The following is a 17821-nucleotide window of genomic DNA, read 5'->3' on the forward strand; positions in this document are numbered from 1 at the left end:
ATTTGAAACAAACTTGTCAGCCCGCAACATCTTCATAACTGTATCGGGTATGAGGCACGCCTATTAAAGTCAGACGATTCGCAGCCGAATGATTTCAGCCGTTGGAGATGCCCGTGGGTATGATCAAGACCGAAGCCAGCCTCGATGAACAGGCGATTGTCGCCGCCGCAGAAAGAGCGCTCTCCGATATCGCCGCCATCCGCACGGAAGTTTCCAAGGTCATCTTCGGTCAGGAAAGCGTGGTTGAAAACACGCTTCTCGCCGTTCTCTCCGGTGGTCATGCACTCCTCGTCGGTGTTCCCGGCCTTGCCAAGACGAGGCTCGTGACAACGCTCGGCGAAGTCCTCGGCCTTGCCGCAAACCGTATCCAGTTCACGCCCGACCTGATGCCTTCGGATATCCTGGGTTCCGAAGTGATGGACCAGGACGAGAGCGGCCGCCGCTCCTTCCGTTTCGTCAAGGGGCCGGTTTTCGCCCAGCTTCTGATGGCCGACGAAATCAACCGCGCTTCGCCGCGCACCCAGTCGGCACTTCTGCAGGCGATGCAGGAATATCATATCACCATTGCCGGCCAGCGTTATGACCTGCCCTCACCCTTCCACGTTCTCGCAACGCAGAACCCGCTGGAGCAGGAAGGCACCTATCCGCTTCCCGAAGCCCAGCTCGACCGCTTCCTTCTGCAGGTCGATGTTCACTATCCCGAACTTGCCGCCGAGCGCCAGATCCTTCTGGAAACGACGGGTCTCACCGAAGCCAAACCCGAACCGGTCATCAATGCGGCACGCCTGTCCGAAATCCAGACGCTCGTACGCCAGATGCCGGTCAGCGATACCGTCGTCGATGCCATCCTCTCGCTCGTGCGCTCAGCCCGTCCAGGCCAGGGCAATGCCTCCACCGACAAGCATGTGGCCTGGGGGCCTGGCCCGCGCGCCGGCCAGGCGATGATGCTGTGCGCCCGCGCCCGCGCGCTCTATGAGGGCCGTCTGGCGCCCTCGCTCGACGATATCTACGCTCTGGCCGAGCCCGTTCTCGAGCACCGCATGGCACTGACCTTCGCCGCCCGCGCCGAGGGCATGTCGGTGCGCGACGTCATCGCCGGACTGGTCAAGCAGGCAAAGGGATAAGGAAGCGCTGCGCGTGGCATCCATCGGACAGATCGTCAACCCGACGCCCGGCAGCGATGCCCTTTCCCGCGCAAGGCAGCGGGCTGCCCTCGTGCCGGATTGCCTGGTCGAAGCCAAGCGCATCGCCAACACCGTGATTGCCGGCTGGCATGGCCGCCGTAAACGCGGTATCGGCGAGAATTTCTGGCAGTTCCGCCCCTATAGCGAAGGTGAAAGCCTGTCGCGCATCGATTGGCGCCGCTCCGCCCGCGACGACCATACCTATGTGCGTGACCGCGAATGGGAGGCTGCCCACACAATCTGGCTCTGGGCCGACATGTCGCCCTCCATGATGTACAAGTCGACCTATGGCAGCGTTTCCAAGGAAAGCCGGGCGCTGGTCATCATGCTGGCGCTTGCCGAGATCCTCGCCCGCTCCGGCGAGCGCATCGGCTGCCCCGGCGTGATGGAACCTGTCTCCGCCCGCAATGCAGCCGAAAGGCTGGCAGCCGCCCTGATGCACACGCCGCTGACTGGCGGCCTGCCCGAAACCGCGATGGTGCGCGGTTGGAGCGATCTCATCCTCATCGGCGATTTCCTCGATGACGCGCCTTCCATCATGGCTCGTCTCGGTCCGCTTGCCCGCCGGGGCCTGCGTGGCCATGTGGTCGAGATCGCCGATCCGGCCGAGGAAATCTTTCCCTATAACGGTCGCACCGAATTCACCGATCCGGAAACAGGCGACAGGCTGACCTCCGGGCGGGCGGAGAGCCTGCGGGAAGCCTATCGCAACGCCTATCTCGCGCGACGCGAAGATCTCGGCCAATCGCTGCGCCATCTCGGCTGGACCTTCGTCAGCCACCGCACCGATCATCTGGCGTCCGAAGCGCTGGTTGCCGTCCATATGTATCTTTCCGGCATGCCGGCAAAGGCAACGCATGGAGGACAGTTTTGAGCGCGCTTCCCTTCGCCTTCGCCTATCCCGCTATCCTCGGCGCGCTGATTGCCCTGCCCGTCATCTGGTGGCTGCTGCGGCTCACCCCGCCGCGCCCGCAGGCGGAAGTCTTTCCGCCGCTGAAAATCCTCGCGACTGTGCTGAAGCGCGAGGAAACGCCGGCGAAAAGCCCTTGGTGGCTGACGCTGCTGCGCATGCTTCTGGCAGCCGCCATCATCTTCGCGATCGCCGATCCGGTCTTCAATCCGCGCACCAGCTCGCTCGCATCGGGTGGTCCGCTCGTCCTTTTCGTCGACAATAGCTGGGCTTCGGCACCCGATTGGGAGCGCCGCGTCCAGACGGCCGATGCGCTGATCGACGATGCCGAGACTGCCGGCGCTGTCGTCTCCATCGCCTTCACCGCCGACCCGACCAATAACGCGACACCCGGCACTGCGGCTGCCGCCCGCGAAAAGCTCCGCGCCGCCGTGCCGAAACCGCTCGTGCCGGATCGCCAGCGGGCTTTCGAAGCGCTGCGCGCCGCCCTGAACGGCACGCATCCCGGCACGCTTGCCTTCCTCACCGACGGTGCAGCAAGCAGCGACAACGATGCTGTCGTCCGTCAACTCTCCGACCTTCGGCCCGCCGAACTGCGCGTGATCGAAGGCGATGCTGCCCAGACGGTAGCAATCTCGGGCGCCACCAATACGGCCGATGCGATGACGGTCAAACTGACCCGCCTCAGTGCCAGTGGCGCGGCCTCCGTCCCGCTCAATGCACAGGACGCGCAGGGCCGCGTGATCGCCACCGGCAGGGCTGACTTCGCCCCCGGCCAGACGGCCGTCAATGCCGGCATTTCCGCCCCCTTCGAGATGCGCAACGATTTTGCCCGCGTCAGCATCAATACCGGCGCCACCGCAGGCGCGGTGCATCTGCTCGACGATGCCTTCAAGCGCCGCAGGGTCGTGCTTCTCTCGGGCGAAAGCGGCGATGAATTCCAGCCGCTGCTCTCCCCGCTCTACTACATCCAGCGGGCGCTCGAACCCTATGCGGACCTCGTGCGGCCGACCGATGCCGATCTTTCGGTCGCGATCCCGAAGCTGCTCGCCAACAATCCTTCGATCATCATCATGGCCGATATCGGCCGCTTGCCGGAGGATACCTACGCGCCCCTGCAGCGCTGGATATCGAACGGTGGCATGCTGCTGCGCTTTGCCGGCCCGCGCCTTGCCGCGGCACCTGCCGAAGATCCGCTGATCCCTGTCACCCTGCGCCAGGGGGAACGTGCGCTTGGCGGCAGCCTGTCCTGGAGCGAGCCGCAAGCGCTCGCCGAATTCCCTGGATTCAGCCCGTTTGCCGGCATACCGCGTCCGACCGACGTGACGGTCAACCGCCAGGTGCTGGCAGAGCCGACACCCGATCTCGCCGAACGCACATGGGCAAGCCTTGCCGATGGTACGCCGCTCGTGACCATGAACAAGATGAATGCCGGCCAGATCGTGCTCTTCCATGTGAGTGCCGAAGCGACCTGGTCGAACCTGCCGATTTCTGGCACCTTCGTCGAAATGCTGCGCCACCTCATCCAGATCTCCCGTTCCGGCGGAGTAACCTCGGAATCATCGGGCAGTGCGCGCGTTGCCGAAACACTGCCGCCCTTCCGCATGCTGACCGCCAAGGGCATCCTGGTCACCGAAACCGGCAATGCCCGTCCACTGATCCCGAATGCCAAGGCAGCACCCATTGCCAATTTCGACAATCCACCCGGCCTCTATGGCTCCGAAGATGGCTTCACGGCACTGAACGTTCTGCCCGACAATGCCGAGCTGAAACCGCTCGACATCGATGGCGTCAATGTCGTGCGCGCCGGCCTTGTCGGTGGCGAAAGCTGGTCGGCCAAGCCCTTGCTCTTCTTCATCGCCTTCCTGCTGCTTCTGGCCGATAGCCTGGTCGTGCTCTTCATGAACGGCGCCTTCTCCCGCCTGCGGCCGCGCGCCCGGGCTGCGGCGACGATCGCCGTGGCACTTGCGGCCGGCCTGATGTTGCAGCCGGACATCTCGCATGCCAATGACACCCAGCCGGGCGACGACATCATCATGCAGCGGCTCGACAATACCCATCTCGCCTATGTCGTGACCGGCGAACAGGATGTGGACAATATTTCTGAAGAGGGGCTCAATGGCCTCACGAGATTCCTGACCTACCGCACCACGCTGGAGCCGTCCCCACCCGTTGGCATTGACCTGAATAAGGACGAGTTATCCTTCTACCCGATCATCTACTGGCCGATTTCGGCAACCGCGCCGATGCCGTCCAACGCCGCCATCAGCCGTATCGACGCCTATATGCGCAATGGCGGAACGGTGCTTTTCGACACGCGCGACCAGTTCGACTCCCTCGAAGGGGGCAGCGACACGACCGCCAACGGCCAGCGCCTGCAGCAGATCCTCGCCAATCTGGATATTCCGCCGCTGGAACCCGTTCCGCACGACCATGTGCTGACCAAGTCCTTTTATCTTCTGTCCAGCTTCCCCGGCCGCTACGCCGGCAGCCCGCTCTGGATCGAGGCGCGGCAGGGCGGCCAGAACCAGAACAGCGCCAATAGGCCGGCCGCTGCCGCAGACGGCGTCTCGCCGATCCTGATCACCGCAAACGATTTTGCCGGCGCGTGGGCCGTTGACGACAATGACACCCCGCTGCTGCCCACTGTGCCGCCGGATGAGACGCAGCGCGAATATGCCTTCCGCGCCGGCGTCAACATCATGATGTACATGCTGACCGGCAACTACAAGACAGACCAGGTTCACGTGCCCGACCTGCTCGAACGGCTGGGGCAGTGATATGACGCTCGATTATTCACCCTTCCTGCCCTGGCCCTTTTTGGCGGTACTGACCGGCATCGTCCTCCTGATCGCCGTATTCGCGATCTGGCGCGGCATACGCGGCGCATGGATCCGCACGCTTGCGGCGATGGCGCTACTGGCAGCACTTGCCAATCCAGTACTGCTGCAGGAGGACCGCGACCAGCTTTCGACCATCGTCCCCGTCATCGTCGACCGCAGCCAGAGCCAGCAGACGGCCGACCGCATGAAGATGACGGATGATGCGCTGGCATCCTTGAAAACCCAGCTCGCCCGCTTTCCGCAGATCGAGCCCCGCTTCGTGGACGTGAACGAGGACCGCAATTCCGACGTGCCCTCCACACGCCTCTTCGAGGCCCTGTCGGCTTCGATCGCCGATGTACCGCCCTCGCGCGTTGGCGGCGCGATCATGCTGACGGATGGCGAGGTGCATGATGTGCCCGGCGTCAATCAAGCACTCGGCTTCGACGCGCCGATCCATGGCCTCATCACCGGCAAGCCGAACGAGTTCGACCGCCGCATCGAGGTCATCAAGGCGCCCCGCTTCGGCATCGTCAACGAGGAGCAGCAGCTCGTCCTGCGCGTCTTCGACGACGGCCCGAGTCCCGGCGGCGCTGCGAATGTGACAGTGCGCCTCAACGGCGATGAGATCGCCACCCTGCAGGCAACACCCGGCCAGGATACACCCTTCTCCTTCAAGGTGACCCGCGGCGGCCCGAACGTGCTGGAATTCTCCGTCGCCGGTATTCCCGGCGAAGTGACGGATGCCAATAATCGTGCCGTGCACATCATCGATGGCATCCGCCAGAACCTGCGCGTCCTTCTCGTCTCGGGCGAACCGCATGCCGGCGAGCGCGCCTGGCGCAATCTCCTGAAGTCCGACGCGTCAGTCGATCTCGTGCATTTCACCATCCTGCGCCCGCCGGAAAAGCAGGACGGCACGCCGATCAACGAGCTGTCGCTGATCGCATTCCCAACCCGAGAGCTCTTCGTCGACAAGATCAAGGATTTCGACCTGATCATCTTCGACCGCTATCAGGATCGCGCCAATGTGCTGCCGATGCTCTATTATGACAACATCGCGCAATATGTGGAAAATGGCGGCGCATTGCTGATCGCCGCCGGTCCTGAGCATGCAAGCCCGGAGTCGATCGCCATGACCCCGCTTGCTTCCGTACTGCCGGCAGAGCCAACCGGCCGGATGATCGAGCAGGCCTTCTATCCCCGTCTTTCCGAACAGGGCCGCAAGCATCCCGTCACTCGCGGGCTTGACGGCTCCGGCGATGAGCCGCCGCATTGGGGCCGCTGGTTCCGAAGCGTCGATGTCGAGCGGCCGCAGGGCCAGACCGTCATGGTCGGTGCCGACAACCATCCGCTGCTGGTGCTCAACCGCGCCGGCCAGGGCCGTGTCGCCATGCTGCTTTCCGATCAGGGCTGGCTCTGGGCGCGTGGCTTCGAGGGCGGCGGCCCGCACGTCTCGCTCTATCGCCGCATCGCCCACTGGTTGATGAAGGAACCCGCACTGGAGGAAGAGGCTCTGACGGCGCGCACCTCCGGCCGAACACTGGAAATCACCCGCCAGACGATTGGCGATGCCCCCGGAGACGCGGTCGTCCGCTACCCCTCGGGCAGGACCGAGAACCTGCCGCTGACGCAGACCGAGCCCGGCCTCTACAAGGCCGAAAAGCGCATGGACGAAATCGGGCTTTTCGAAATCCGCAACGGCGATCTGACCACGCTCGCCCATGTCGGCGCCGTCGATGCGCCCGAATTCAAGGCGATGATTTCGACGACCGCTGCGTTGAAGCCGATCACCGACAAGAGCCGCGGCCTCGTCACGCGCGTCGTCAACAGTGCCGGCGCCATCACTGTCCCGCCCATCCTGCCGGTGCGCGGCCAGGTGCGTGTGGCCGACAATGATCGCATGGCGATCCGCATGACCAATGAGACCGTGCTGAAGGGCATCAATACCTTGCCACTCTTTGCGGGCTTCGCAGGTGTCGGAATTCTGCTTCTAGCCTTTGGCGCCATGTGGTGGCGTGAGGGGCGGTAACAATGCCGGAGTTCGAACTCACCGCGTCCCCTTCGCCGGAAGAGCTCGCCGTCATCACTGATGGCCTTTCGGCCTTCAATACCGAGGATGTCGGTCCGTCCGAACGGCAGACGCTTGCCGTTCTGATCCGTGATACAGATGGCAAGGTCTCCGGCGGTCTGTCGGGCTACACCGCCTGGGGCTGGCTCTTCGTGCAGATGCTCTACATTCCCGACATGCTGCGCGGCAGTGGCATGGCAGGCAAGATCCTCGCGAAGGCGGAAGAAGAAGCCGCCGCCCGGGGCTGCCGTGGCGCCTGGATCGATACGTTCAACCCGCATGCGCTCAGCGCATACAAGCGTCAGGGCTATGAAGTCTTTGGCGAACTGCCCGATTTTCCCGAGGGCAGGACGCGGACCTTCCTCAAGAAGAGGCTCTGACGAGAGCAATTCCAGCAAAAGTGCGCAGCTGTTTTGCGTCCGGAATTGCGTAAGAACAAAGAGATAGAGTGTTTCCGTGATCCGAAGAAGAACGGAAATGCTCTATCGCCGCCAGGCGATCGTGCCTTTCAGCCGCGCATGCGTATCTTCCGCGATCGGGACCACGAGCACACGGCCCGGATCGACGGGACCGGGAAAAGTCAGTGCGCCATATGCGACCTTCTCGAAGCCGAGCGGGCCGTAATACGGCGGATCACCGACGAGGATGATGGCTTCCGAACCCTTGCGTTTGGCGGCCTCGACCGCGATGCGCACCAGTTCGCGGCCAATGCCCTTGCTCTTGTGCGACGGCCGCACGGCAAGCGGTCCCAGGAGATGGCCTTTCACCGTTCCGGCCAGAACCGGCGTCATCCGCACCGAAGCGATCGTCTCGCCGTCATCGGCGCAGATGAAGGAGAGCGACAGGTCATGCGGTCCCTGCTCGCGAATACGGGCAGCGGCGCGCGTGTGCCGGCCGGGGCCGAATGCTTCTTCGTTGATGAGTTCAATAGCCGCGTCGTGAGACGCATCCTCAGTGAGGTAGACGAGATCGTGCTTGTACATGAGCATGGGAACAGAGACCGTATAGACGCAGATGTGGGTTCGCGAACACGCCGTCGGGCGTTCGGGAGCATCAGCGTCGTCGCAGGCCTCTGAGAATAGACATCAAGCAGGATTCCAGAAATTTGTGAGGAAGGCGGATAGCAGGAAAAATTTCCGTCGTCCATTGCAAAAATTCGGCCAAGAATTAAGCGACCGAGACGCAGTGTTCAATTTTTGCCGACCTGCAAAAAGCGGTGTGCTGCGATATCTATGCGAAACGAACAATTTCAGAGGTACAAAACATGGGCATGCTGGTGGACGGCGTCTGGCATGACGTCTGGTACGATACGAAGGAAACGAAGGGCCATTTCAAGCGTCAGCCCTCGCAGTACCGCAACTGGATTACAGCTGACGGAGAGGCCGGTCCCAGCGGCAAAGGCGGCTTTAAAGCCGAGGCGGGCCGTTATCACCTCTATGTCTCCCTCGCCTGCCCCTGGGCGCATCGCACGCTGATCTTCCGCAAGCTGAAGAAGCTCGAAGACCTGATTTCCGTTTCGGTCGTCGATCCGCTGATGGTGGAAAATGGTTGGGAGTTCAAAGTCGGCAATGGCGCCACCGGCGATCACCTTTTCGGCTCCGAGGCACTTTGGGAAATCTACGTGAAGGCCGATCCGCACTATTCCGGCCGCGTCACCGTACCGGTTCTCTGGGACATCAAGACGAGCACGATCGTCAACAACGAATCGGCTGAAATCATCCGCATGTTCAACAGCGCCTTCAATCATCTGACGGGCTCGACGGCAGATTATTACCCGGAAGACCTGCGGGCCGATATCGATGCACTGAACGACATCGTCTATGACACCGTCAACAACGGCGTCTACAAGTCGGGCTTTGCCACCACGCAAGCGGCTTACGAGGAGAATGTCGTCAAGCTCTTCGAAACGCTGGATAAGCTCGATGAGCGTCTCGGCAAGGGCCGCTACCTTTTCGGCGATCGCCAGACCGAAGCCGACTGGCGGCTCTTCACGACGCTCGTGCGTTTCGACCCTGTTTATGTCGGCCACTTCAAGTGCAACATCCGCCGCATCGATGACTACCAAAACCTGTCGGGCTATCTGCGTGACCTTTATCAGACTCCCGGTGTCGCTGAGACGGTGAACCTGCGCCACATCAAGGAGCACTATTACCGCAGTCACAAGACCATCAACCCGACCGGCATCGTGCCAGCCGGCCCGGCACTCGATCTCGATCGGCCGCACGGCCGGGACAGGCTCGCAGCCGCTGCCTGAGCCTCACCAGTAATGCGCCGGCTCCGCCTCACCGCGGAGTTCAGCCAGCCTTCTATGCGTCGCTTCAGTCGTCTCCGCCGGCAGCTTGTCGATTTCGAAAAAGCCGCTCTCGGCAATTTCCCAATCCGGCAAGCGCGGCGCGGTCTGTTCCACGATGGCTCGGTAGAAGACCACATGGTCGCGCCGGGTGATATTGGTGTTGAAATAGACGTGAAAGAGCTGTGGCTTGCCCACGATCTTGAGGTTGCCTTCCTCCCGCAACTCCTTGATGAGCGCCTCTTCTGCCGTCTCGTTTCGTTCCAGCCCGCCACCTGGCATATGCCATCCGCCGGTGTAGCCGTGACGAACGAGAAAGAGGCGCCCCTGCTCGTCGAAACAGGCTGCACGCACCCCCATCGTCATGCCGCGCGCGACGGAAAAATACACGTGCAGCAATCGCACCAACACTTTCATGTGAAGGGGCCATGTTTGTTTGTCTGCCATGGGTTCTTTCATACTCTCATCGCGGGGATGTGTTTGAATTGTAAATAAGCTGGTCTATGTGTCGTTGCATGTTCAAGCTCGCGCATATCTCCGACGTCCATCTCGGACCCCTGCCCCGCCTTTCCATTCACGAACTTTTCTCAAAACGTATTACGGGCTTTGTGAACTGGCACCGCAACCGGCGCAAGCATCTTTTCGGCAGCACGCTCGATCTGCTTCTGGACGATATCCGCTCACACAAGGCCGACCATCTGGCGGTGACCGGCGACCTCGTCAACCTCGCAAGCGGCATCGAGATTCGGAGCGCGGCAGCCTGGCTGCGCGAACTCGGCGATCCCGCCGCGACATCGGTCGTCCCTGGCAACCACGATGCCTATGTGCCGGGCTCCTATGAGAAGTCGATGCGCGCCTGGTATGACTATGTGCGCGGCGACCTTGCGCCACCGGAATGGGAAGAAAACCGGCACATCTTTCCCTATCTTCGCATCCGCGACAAAGTCGCAATCGTCGGCTGCTCGACTGCCGTTGCAACTCCGCCCTTCGCGGCCTCCGGCTTCTTCGGCGCGCGCCAGGCGCGCGATACGGTCAACATGCTGCGTGCTGCCGGCGAGGCCGGTCTGTTCCGTGTCGTCATGATCCACCATCCGCCGATCCGCGGCGCGACCCGTTTCTATAAACGCATGATCGGCATCCGCCGCTTTGCCGCCGTCGTCTCCACCGGCGGAGCCGAGCTCGTGCTGCACGGCCATACCCATCTCAACACACTCCACTGGCTGCGCGGACAGACAGGCCCCGTACCCGTCGTCGGCATCGCTTCGGCATCGCAAGGACCGGGCGGCATCAAGCCGCGCGCCGCCTACAATCTCTTCTCCATTTCCGGTTCTCCCGGCGCTTGGGAAGTGAAAGGCGAGCGCTTCAGCATAAATGATACGGGCGACGGAATGATGCCGGAAAGTGCAGATATTTTCGCGCTTTAGAGGCGATTGCGGAATCAATTTCGGCAGTTGTTGAATCAACATGTGAAGAGCGATCGCCAATGTCGCAACATTGGCAATAAAGGCCGCCGGGGCTCTTGGTATTTTTAAACGTCGGCGTACAATTCAACAACCGCAGCGCTTCAAAACGGAGTACGCCCGATGACTGCTTCTCTTCATCGCCTGTGCAGACTTTCGATTGTTTCCGTCTTTGCTTTCGGCCTCGCCACGTCGGCTTTCGCGGTCGGCGGCGGGAACGATGACACCTCGCCGCCGCAGAAGACCCAAACGACCAAGACCTGCACCAAGGGCAAGGTCTGGGATGCCAAGAAGAAGGAATGCGTCGATCCGAAGAAGCAGAGCTTCAACGATGACGATCTCTACAAGTTCGCCCGCGAATTTGCCTATACCGGCCAGTATGAGAACGCCATTACGGTGCTCAATCTCGCCAAAAACCAGAACGATCCGCGCATCTTGAACTATCTCGGCTATGCCAACCGCAAGGCCGGCCGCATGGAGCTCGGCATGTCCTACTATAAGAAGGCGCTGCAGCAGGATGAGAATTACATCCTCGCCCGCTCCTATATGGGCATGGCGCTCGCCGAGCAGGGAGACATTCAGGGCGCCCGCGTCCAGCTCGTCGAGATTCGCGATCGCGGCGGCGAAAATACCTGGGCCTATCGCGCTCTGCTGCAGAGCCTGAACGGCTACAGGACATATTGAGGCAAGCTCCGCGGGGTATGGTGCGGAAATCCCTTGGGATGGGATGGATGAATTGAACCCCGCGCTTGCGAAATACAGGCGACTTGTTCCATAAAAGCCGCCTGCATGGCCGGGATGAATACGATGGCTTCGCACCCGCCGGGCAAGGCCCGCATGCGAAGCTGGCCCATATTTGAAGCTGGTATGAGTTTCGGCCAATGTGAATGCTTCTTGGAAAAACCATGCGCCAACCCGCCACCACCACCGATATCCGGCGTGATCTCGTCGGTCTCCTGCCCCGCCTCCGCCGCTTTGCCATCACGCTCGCGGGAGAGACGGCTGCGGCCGATGAGCTGGTCCAGGCGGTCTGTCTGCGCGCAATTTCCAAAGGGCATCAGTGGAATGGCGAAGGCCGGCTGGAAAGCTGGATCTATACACTTGCACGCCAGCAATGGGCCGACGACAGCCGCAAGCGCAAGCCGCGTCCGGTCGCACGGGGCAATGTAACCGATATCCGCGATGCCATTCGCGACCATACAGCGTTCGTCGATACCGACGCCCTGCACCGCATGCTCGCGGAAATGCCCGAGGGCGTGGCCAGCATCTTCGTGCTGATCGACGTGGAAGGTCATACCTATCAGCAGGCAGCCGAAATCATGGGCATTGCGATTGGCGGCATTGCCGGTCAGCTTGCGACCGCACGACTCCATTTCGCCGCATTGTCCGGTCACAATCCGCCCGTCCACAGGTACTGACTGATTTGCTCGATTTCAAAAAACAGCCGCTTGAAGCCCAGCTTGCCGCCCTCCTTGACGGCGAAACCACACCGGAACAGAAGTTGGAACTGGAAAGCAGGCTGGCAACGGATGAAAACGCCCGTAAAATCTACGACAAGCTCCGCCACGGCGTCGATTTCGGCCGTCGCAAGTTGGACGACATGCTGAAGGAACCTGTTCCGCTGGCGCTTGTTCGCTCGATCAAGAGCACGCAGCCACCGAAGACGCCGATCGCCCAGCGCAACGCGCGCCCGCAGCTGAAGCTCGCGCCAAATGGCCGCCAGGCGCTTGCCGCAGCCCTTATTCTCTTTGTCGTCGGCGGTGGCATCGGCTATTTTATCGGCAATGCGCCGGATACGGATGACACCACGCCGGCCGCAATCCCCCAGATCAACACCAATGACTGGCTGGGTGACGTCACCGCCTTCCAGCGGCTTCTCGTGCGCCAGCCGCGTCACCTCGTTGAAGTGCCGGCCTCACAGTCAGAGGAAATCTCCTCCTGGCTGACGACCGCGATTGGCGTGCCGTTCCGCGTACCGGATCTTTCCACAGAATCCTGGACCTTCCAGGGCGCGCGCGTGATCCTTGGTGACAGCCGCCCTGTCGGCCAACTCGTCTATTCCAATGCCGATGGCGATATCATCTCGATCTGCTTCCGCAAGGATGCGCAGCCACCGGAAACGGAAGACTTCAAGGAAACGATCCGCGACGAGATCGGCCTGGTAACCTGGCACAATGCCGGCACGTCCTATGTGCTGGCAGGCCCCTCCGCCGAAGCCACGCTCAGCCAGCTCGCCATGGAAATTGCCGCCGCCATTTGACGGTTATGGCACCAGCACGACTTTTCCGCTGACTCGACGCTCCTCAAGCGCACGATGCGCCTCAGCGACTTCATCAAGCGAAAACCGACCGCCTTGCACGATCTCCAGCCCTCCGGATGCGGCAAGATCGAAGAGAGCAGCGAGATCGCCCTTCCATTTGTCAGCCGCAATCAGCGGCAAGAGTGAAAAGCCCTTCAGCGACTGGTTCATATCCAGCATGGAGCCGATCTCTGAAAGCTCCAGCGAGAACCGCCCCATGGCCGCAAACAGCATTTCTCCGGCGGGAGCAAGTGCAGCCAGAGACGCCCTCGCGATATCGCCGCCGACCGTCTCGTAAATGACATCGGCACCCTGCCCTCCGGTCGCGGTCCTGACCGAGCCGGTCCACTCTTCGGCGGTGTAATCGACCGCCAGATCGGCGCCGAGGGAGAGTGCAAGCTGCCTCTTCGCCTCACTGCCGGCTGCTGCAATGACCACGCTCGCCCCCTCGAGCCTAGCAAGCTGCAACAACAGAGACCCGACCCCACCGCCAGCAGCGTTGACGAGCACCACCCTTCCCTTCGGCGGGCTACGACGCACCATGTGCAGAGCCGTCAGGCCCTGCACCATCAATGCCGTCGCATCCGCAAAGGAAAGGTCGTCCGGCAAACGCACCGCCGCTCCAACATCTATAGCCACATATTCGGCATAACCGCCGAAGCCACGAGCGATTGCAAAGAGCGGCACGGCGACACGCGCGCCAAGCAGCGACGGATCTGCATCCGCCCCAAGTTCTTCGACGATGCCTGCCACTTCCACACCGGGAAAGACAGGCAGCGGTGGCGTCACGGCATAGCGATCCGCCCGCATCAGAACCTCGAAGAAATTGACGCCGGCGGCATGGACGCGCACCAGCACTTCGCCGCCTTTGGGCTTCGGGATCGGCACCTCTACAGTTTCGAGAACCTCAGGCGGACCGAAGCGGGTGAATTGAACGGCTTTCATGGCAGACCTCAGATTTTGATGGCGTAAGGCAGCCTGTAGCACTCGATTTACGCTTCAAAATACACACATATCAGTGCCATACCCACCAGGAGGTGACCATGGCCGAGCCCATGAAAAGACTGCCGAAACTCCCCGTGGAACGGGCCTTGAAGGTCATTTCCGGGAGATGGAAACCCGTCATTCTCTATCATGTCTTCTCAGGACCGAAACGGCTTTCAGAGCTCAAGCGCATGATGCCCGAGATTACCCAGAAGGTGCTGATCCAGCAATTGCGAGAGATGGAGGAGCACGGCCTTGTACGCCGAGAAGTCTTTGCAGAGGTGCCCGCACGCGTAGAATATACCGCGACTGAACTTGGCCTCGGGTTGGAGCCGATCCTTCTCGCCCTCTGCCAATGGGGACAAAACCACGCGCAAGCACAGGGCGAGCTCGATGAGCTCGCCGATTGCATCGTCAGGCCGCGCCACTCCGAGGCGATCGCGGCCTGATCAGAATGGTTAGGCCTTGCCGGCCTTCACGTCGAGCACTCGGTTGGCAGCCGAGACGATCGCTTCGAGCGATGCCGCCACGATATTGGTGTTGATGCCGGCACCAAAGAGCTTGCCGCCCGGATAGGACGTCTCGACATAGGAGATGGCGGCGGCATTCGAGCCGTGCTGCAGCGAATGCTCCGAATAATCCTCGACCGACATCTCGATACCGAGATAGTGCGACAGCGCATTGATGAAGCCATCAATCGGGCCGTTGCCACGGCCTTCGATACGCTTGATCTCACCATTGTCGGTAATCTCGGCCGCCACGATCCGCTGTCCCTTGTGCTCTGTATCGGGATAGGTGTGGTGATCGACGAACCGGAGACGGGCGCCCGGCTGGGTCACATAGCGCTCGATGAAGCGGTCGTGGATACGCTTCGAAGGAAGCTCCTTGCCCTCTTCATCGGTGATGCGCTGGATGTCTTCGCGGAATTCGACCTGCAGATTGCGCGGCAGGTTGAGCCCGTAATCCTGCTGCAGGATATAGGCGATGCCGCCTTTGCCCGACTGCGAATTGATGCGGATGATCGCTTCGTAGGAGCGGCCGACGTCACGCGGGTCGATCGGCAGGTAAGGCACTTCCCAGACTGGATGGTTGGCAACCTGCGCCGCCTTCATGCCCTTGTTGATCGCATCCTGATGCGAACCGGAAAAGGCCGTGTAGACCAGTTCGCCGACATAAGGGTGACGATCGGCAATCGCCATCTGGTTCGAATATTCGAACACTTCCTTGATGCGTTCGATGTTCGAGCAGTCGATTTCCGGATCGACGCCCTGCGTGAACATGTTGAGTGCCATGGTGACGACGTCGACATTGCCAGTGCGCTCGCCATTGCCAAAGAGCGTGCCTTCAACGCGATCGGCGCCTGCCAGCAACGCCAGCTCGGCGGCGGCAATGCCGGTGCCGCGGTCATTATGCGGATGCAGCGAGATGATCAGGTTTTCTCTGTTATCGAGATTGCGGCACATCCATTCGATCTGGTCGGCATAGACGTTCGGCGTCGCCATTTCGACGGTCGAGGGCAGATTGATGATGAGCTTGTTGTCAGGCGTCGGCTTCACCACGTCGATGACGGCGTTGCAGATTTCCAGCGCCACGTCCAACTCGGTGCCGGTAAAGCTCTCGGGCGAATATTCGAAACGGTAGCCGCCCCCGGCCTTGGCAGCCATGTCTGTGATCATCTTGGCGGCATCGACGGCGATCTGCTTGATGCCCTGCACATCCTTGGCGAACACAACGCGGCGCTGCAATTCGCTGGTCGAATTGTAGAAATGCACGATCGGTCGGTTGGCGCCTTCCAGCGCTTCGAAGGTACGCGTGATCAGCTCAGGCCGGCACTGCACCAGCACCTGCAGCGAGACATCATCGGGCACATTGCCCTCTTCAATGCACCAGCGGGCAAAATCGAAATCTGTCTGCGAGGCAGAGGGGAAACCGATCTCGATTTCCTTGAAACCCATTTCCAGCAGCAGCTGAAACATGCGGGCCTTGCGATCATGGCCCATCGGATCGACGAGCGCCTGATTGCCGTCGCGCAGGTCCACGGAGCACCAGATCGGCGCCTTGGTGATGGTCTTGGTCGGCCAGGTGCGGTCGGGAATGTTTACCTGCGGATAAGGCCGGTACTTCACGGCGGCGTCGGGCATGCCCTTGGCGGAAGCAGCGCTTGCGGAGGATCGGCTGGTGTTCGTATCCATTGTCTTGTCTCCTCGTCCCGGCATTTGCCCCGCGTCTTAGCCGATCATATCTGGCTTGGCGACTGCAAATGCGGACCTTTACTCGGTCGTTTGGTCAATTTTGAGAGTGAGTCGCGAGGAGCGATGGCCGGGCGGGCTTTCGGCCGCCGGGCGCTCCTCAAAGGACCCGGCAACCGCGCGTAAGGCCGAGGAGAAGAAGCGAAGTCAGGGCGCGCGTATTGTCACGCAGGGCCGTGCGGCTGCGTGCAATCGTGTCGGAAATCCGTGCGCTTGTGCTCTTCATGACCGCGCTTATAGCCTTCGCCGCAAATTCCGGCAACCCCTCGCCTATTTTTTCCGCGCCTGCACTATCCGGGACAGCGCAAGCATCAGCCCGCCGGCAATCAGGCCCCAGAAGGCGCCGGAGATGCCACCGAAGGAAACGCCGGAAGCCGTGACAAGAAAGGTGATAGCCGCCGCCTCACGTGACTCCGGCGCCTGGAAGGCAGCCATGGCAGAACCGGAGAAGGCGCCGACCAGTGCAAGACCGGCAACGGCCTCAATCAGAATCGGCGGCGCCAGCGCGACAAAGGCGGTCACCGCCCCGGCAAGCAGGCCGAAAATGACGTAACCGACACCCGAAATCAGCGCTGCCCAATAACGCCGCGAAGGATCGGCATGCGCATCCTGCCCGGCGCACATCGCTGCCGTGATCGCCGCCAGGTTGACCGCATGCCCGCCGAAGGGCGCCGCCAGAAGCGAGAAGACGCCGGTCACGGCAAAGAGCGGGCCCGGCATCGGATCATAGTGATTGACCTTCAGCACCGCGATGCCGGGAATATTCTGCGAGGCCATCGTCACAATGAAGAGCGGCAGGGCAATCGACACGAAACCGGCGAGATTGAAGACCGGGTGAACGATGTCGATAACGGGCACCAGCGACTGTTCGAGTGACGCAAACGCCCCCTCGGGAATATCGACGCCGAACGCCAGCACCAGCGCGAAGGCCACCAGCGCTGCCGGCACCGCCCACAGCCGCTTGAAGGCGCCGACCACAATCCAGGTCAGAATGATCGGCAGGCCGAGCAGCGGATTGAAGGCGATCGCCTTGACGGGAGCAAAGCAGAGACCGAGCAGTACGCCCGACAGCATTGCATTGGCAAGCGGCGCCGGAATGGCGGCAACCGCCCGTCCGAGCGGCTTGAACAGCCCGGCAATGACGATGAGCAAACCGCAAAGAATGAAAGCCCCGACCGCCGCATTGAAGCCGCCGTCGATCGTGCCGATGCTGGCAAGCAGCGCTGCCCCCGGGGTCGACCAGGCGATGCTGACCGGCAGACGCGTGACGGCGCTGAGCACGATGGCGCAAAGCCCCATCGAGATTGACAACGCCATCAGCCCTGAGGCTGCCTGCGCATCCGTCGCGCCGACCGCCTGCAATCCATGCAACACGACCGCAAAGGAGCTGGTAAACCCGACGAAAGCCGTCAGAAGACCCATGAACAGGCTCTGGACGGAAAAATCTTTGAGCATGGCGCGACTCCGGCTGCGAAGATTGCGCATGGAGCCGCATAAGCGGGAGGCGCGCAAGCCGGATTGCCGGCGGAAATGTTCGCTTGGGCGGCAATCC

Annotated in this window: 15 protein-coding genes and 1 pseudogene; 11 read left to right on the plus strand and 5 right to left on the minus strand. The window is 61.6% G+C overall.

Annotated elements, in window-relative coordinates; translation table 11 throughout:
• Positions 1 to 113: 113 nt before the first annotated feature.
• Genes AB4Z13_RS24350 through AB4Z13_RS24370 form a run of 5 tightly spaced genes read left to right on the plus strand, consistent with a single transcriptional unit; the run spans position 114 to position 7367 of the window.
• Positions 114 to 1124: an AAA family ATPase gene (locus AB4Z13_RS24350; RefSeq protein ID WP_037100272.1), complete on the plus strand. Its 1011-nt coding sequence runs from the start codon at positions 114 to 116 to the stop codon at positions 1122 to 1124.
• Between the two features lie 13 nt (positions 1125 to 1137).
• Complete coding sequence (locus AB4Z13_RS24355) at positions 1138 to 2058, plus strand: DUF58 domain-containing protein (RefSeq protein WP_442206993.1); 921 nt, start codon at positions 1138 to 1140, stop codon at positions 2056 to 2058.
• On the plus strand, positions 2055 to 4874 hold the full coding sequence (locus AB4Z13_RS24360) for a DUF4159 domain-containing protein (protein ID WP_442206994.1): 2820 nt from the start codon (positions 2055 to 2057) through the stop codon (positions 4872 to 4874). The genes AB4Z13_RS24355 and AB4Z13_RS24360 overlap by 4 nt, the downstream gene beginning before the upstream one ends.
• A 1-nt stretch (position 4875) precedes the next feature.
• The gene (locus AB4Z13_RS24365; protein ID WP_442206995.1) at positions 4876 to 6948 is read left to right on the plus strand and encodes a hypothetical protein; all 2073 of its coding nucleotides are present in this window, start codon (positions 4876 to 4878) and stop codon (positions 6946 to 6948) included.
• A gap of 2 nt (positions 6949 to 6950) precedes the next feature.
• Complete coding sequence (locus tag AB4Z13_RS24370; protein ID WP_442206996.1) at positions 6951 to 7367, plus strand: GNAT family N-acetyltransferase; 417 nt, start codon at positions 6951 to 6953, stop codon at positions 7365 to 7367.
• Positions 7368 to 7469: 102 nt separating this feature from the next.
• Here the strand turns inward: AB4Z13_RS24370 and AB4Z13_RS24375 are convergent.
• A pseudogene (locus tag AB4Z13_RS24375) lies at positions 7470 to 8041 on the minus strand (GNAT family N-acetyltransferase).
• Between the two features lie 210 nt (positions 8042 to 8251).
• Between AB4Z13_RS24375 and AB4Z13_RS24380 the strand changes: the two are divergent.
• Entirely contained in the window at positions 8252 to 9241 is a 990-nt protein-coding gene (locus AB4Z13_RS24380) for a glutathione S-transferase family protein (RefSeq protein ID WP_439016068.1), read from the plus strand.
• Between the two features lie 3 nt (positions 9242 to 9244).
• Here AB4Z13_RS24380 and AB4Z13_RS24385 read toward each other — a convergent pair whose 3' ends face one another.
• Positions 9245 to 9724, minus strand: a complete 480-nt coding sequence (locus tag AB4Z13_RS24385) for an NUDIX domain-containing protein (RefSeq protein WP_113322001.1) — start codon at positions 9722 to 9724, stop codon at positions 9245 to 9247.
• 68 nt (positions 9725 to 9792) lie between these two features.
• On the opposite strand from AB4Z13_RS24385, the gene AB4Z13_RS24390 reads away from it, so the two are divergent.
• The 4 genes from AB4Z13_RS24390 to AB4Z13_RS24405 all read left to right on the plus strand — a co-directional run bounded on the left by AB4Z13_RS24390 (position 9793) and on the right by AB4Z13_RS24405 (position 12997).
• Positions 9793 to 10701, plus strand: coding sequence for a metallophosphoesterase family protein (locus AB4Z13_RS24390; protein WP_113322000.1), 909 nt, complete (start codon positions 9793 to 9795; stop codon positions 10699 to 10701).
• Positions 10702 to 10860: 159 nt separating this feature from the next.
• Positions 10861 to 11421, plus strand: a complete 561-nt coding sequence (locus AB4Z13_RS24395) for a tetratricopeptide repeat protein (RefSeq protein WP_442206997.1) — start codon at positions 10861 to 10863, stop codon at positions 11419 to 11421.
• 221 nt (positions 11422 to 11642) lie between these two features.
• Entirely contained in the window at positions 11643 to 12155 is a 513-nt protein-coding gene (locus AB4Z13_RS24400) for an RNA polymerase sigma factor (protein WP_442206998.1), read from the plus strand.
• A gap of 5 nt (positions 12156 to 12160) precedes the next feature.
• Complete coding sequence (locus AB4Z13_RS24405) at positions 12161 to 12997, plus strand: anti-sigma factor family protein (RefSeq protein ID WP_113322024.1); 837 nt, start codon at positions 12161 to 12163, stop codon at positions 12995 to 12997.
• A 3-nt stretch (positions 12998 to 13000) separates the two neighbouring features.
• On the opposite strand, the gene AB4Z13_RS24410 is transcribed toward AB4Z13_RS24405, so the two are convergent.
• Positions 13001 to 13981, minus strand: a complete 981-nt coding sequence (locus AB4Z13_RS24410) for a zinc-binding dehydrogenase (RefSeq protein WP_113321997.1) — start codon at positions 13979 to 13981, stop codon at positions 13001 to 13003.
• 98 nt (positions 13982 to 14079) lie between these two features.
• On the opposite strand from AB4Z13_RS24410, the gene AB4Z13_RS24415 reads away from it, so the two are divergent.
• On the plus strand, positions 14080 to 14469 hold the full coding sequence (locus AB4Z13_RS24415; protein WP_113321996.1) for a winged helix-turn-helix transcriptional regulator: 390 nt from the start codon (positions 14080 to 14082) through the stop codon (positions 14467 to 14469).
• A 9-nt stretch (positions 14470 to 14478) separates the two neighbouring features.
• On the opposite strand, the gene leuA is transcribed toward AB4Z13_RS24415, so the two are convergent.
• Entirely contained in the window at positions 14479 to 16212 is a 1734-nt protein-coding gene (gene leuA / locus AB4Z13_RS24420; RefSeq protein ID WP_113321995.1) for a 2-isopropylmalate synthase, read from the minus strand.
• Between the two features lie 327 nt (positions 16213 to 16539).
• Positions 16540 to 17754: a benzoate/H(+) symporter BenE family transporter gene (locus tag AB4Z13_RS24425; protein WP_442206999.1), complete on the minus strand. Its 1215-nt coding sequence runs from the start codon at positions 17752 to 17754 to the stop codon at positions 16540 to 16542.
• Positions 17755 to 17821: the final 67 nt, after the last annotated feature.

It is taken from the genome of Rhizobium sp. YAF28 (assembly GCF_052113285.1).
Taxonomy (GTDB): domain Bacteria; phylum Pseudomonadota; class Alphaproteobacteria; order Rhizobiales; family Rhizobiaceae; genus Rhizobium.

Excerpts from the sequence above, each read along its gene's own strand:
- AB4Z13_RS24365 (WP_442206995.1), top strand. The coding sequence starts at position 4,876 with ATGACGCTCGATTATTCACCCTTCCTGCCCTGGCCCTTTTTGGCGGTA.
- AB4Z13_RS24370 (WP_442206996.1), top strand. The coding sequence starts at position 6,951 with ATGCCGGAGTTCGAACTCACCGCGTCCCCTTCGCCGGAAGAGCTCGCC.
- AB4Z13_RS24380 (WP_439016068.1), top strand. The coding sequence starts at position 8,252 with ATGGGCATGCTGGTGGACGGCGTCTGGCATGACGTCTGGTACGATACG.
- AB4Z13_RS24385 (WP_113322001.1), bottom strand. The coding sequence starts at position 9,724 with ATGGCAGACAAACAAACATGGCCCCTTCACATGAAAGTGTTGGTGCGA.
- AB4Z13_RS24390 (WP_113322000.1), top strand. The coding sequence starts at position 9,793 with ATGTTCAAGCTCGCGCATATCTCCGACGTCCATCTCGGACCCCTGCCC.
- AB4Z13_RS24395 (WP_442206997.1), top strand. The coding sequence starts at position 10,861 with ATGACTGCTTCTCTTCATCGCCTGTGCAGACTTTCGATTGTTTCCGTC.
- AB4Z13_RS24400 (WP_442206998.1), top strand. The coding sequence starts at position 11,643 with ATGCGCCAACCCGCCACCACCACCGATATCCGGCGTGATCTCGTCGGT.
- AB4Z13_RS24410 (WP_113321997.1), bottom strand. The coding sequence starts at position 13,981 with ATGAAAGCCGTTCAATTCACCCGCTTCGGTCCGCCTGAGGTTCTCGAA.
- AB4Z13_RS24415 (WP_113321996.1), top strand. The coding sequence starts at position 14,080 with ATGGCCGAGCCCATGAAAAGACTGCCGAAACTCCCCGTGGAACGGGCC.
- leuA (WP_113321995.1), bottom strand. The coding sequence starts at position 16,212 with ATGGATACGAACACCAGCCGATCCTCCGCAAGCGCTGCTTCCGCCAAG.
- AB4Z13_RS24425 (WP_442206999.1), bottom strand. The coding sequence starts at position 17,754 with ATGCGCAATCTTCGCAGCCGGAGTCGCGCCATGCTCAAAGATTTTTCC.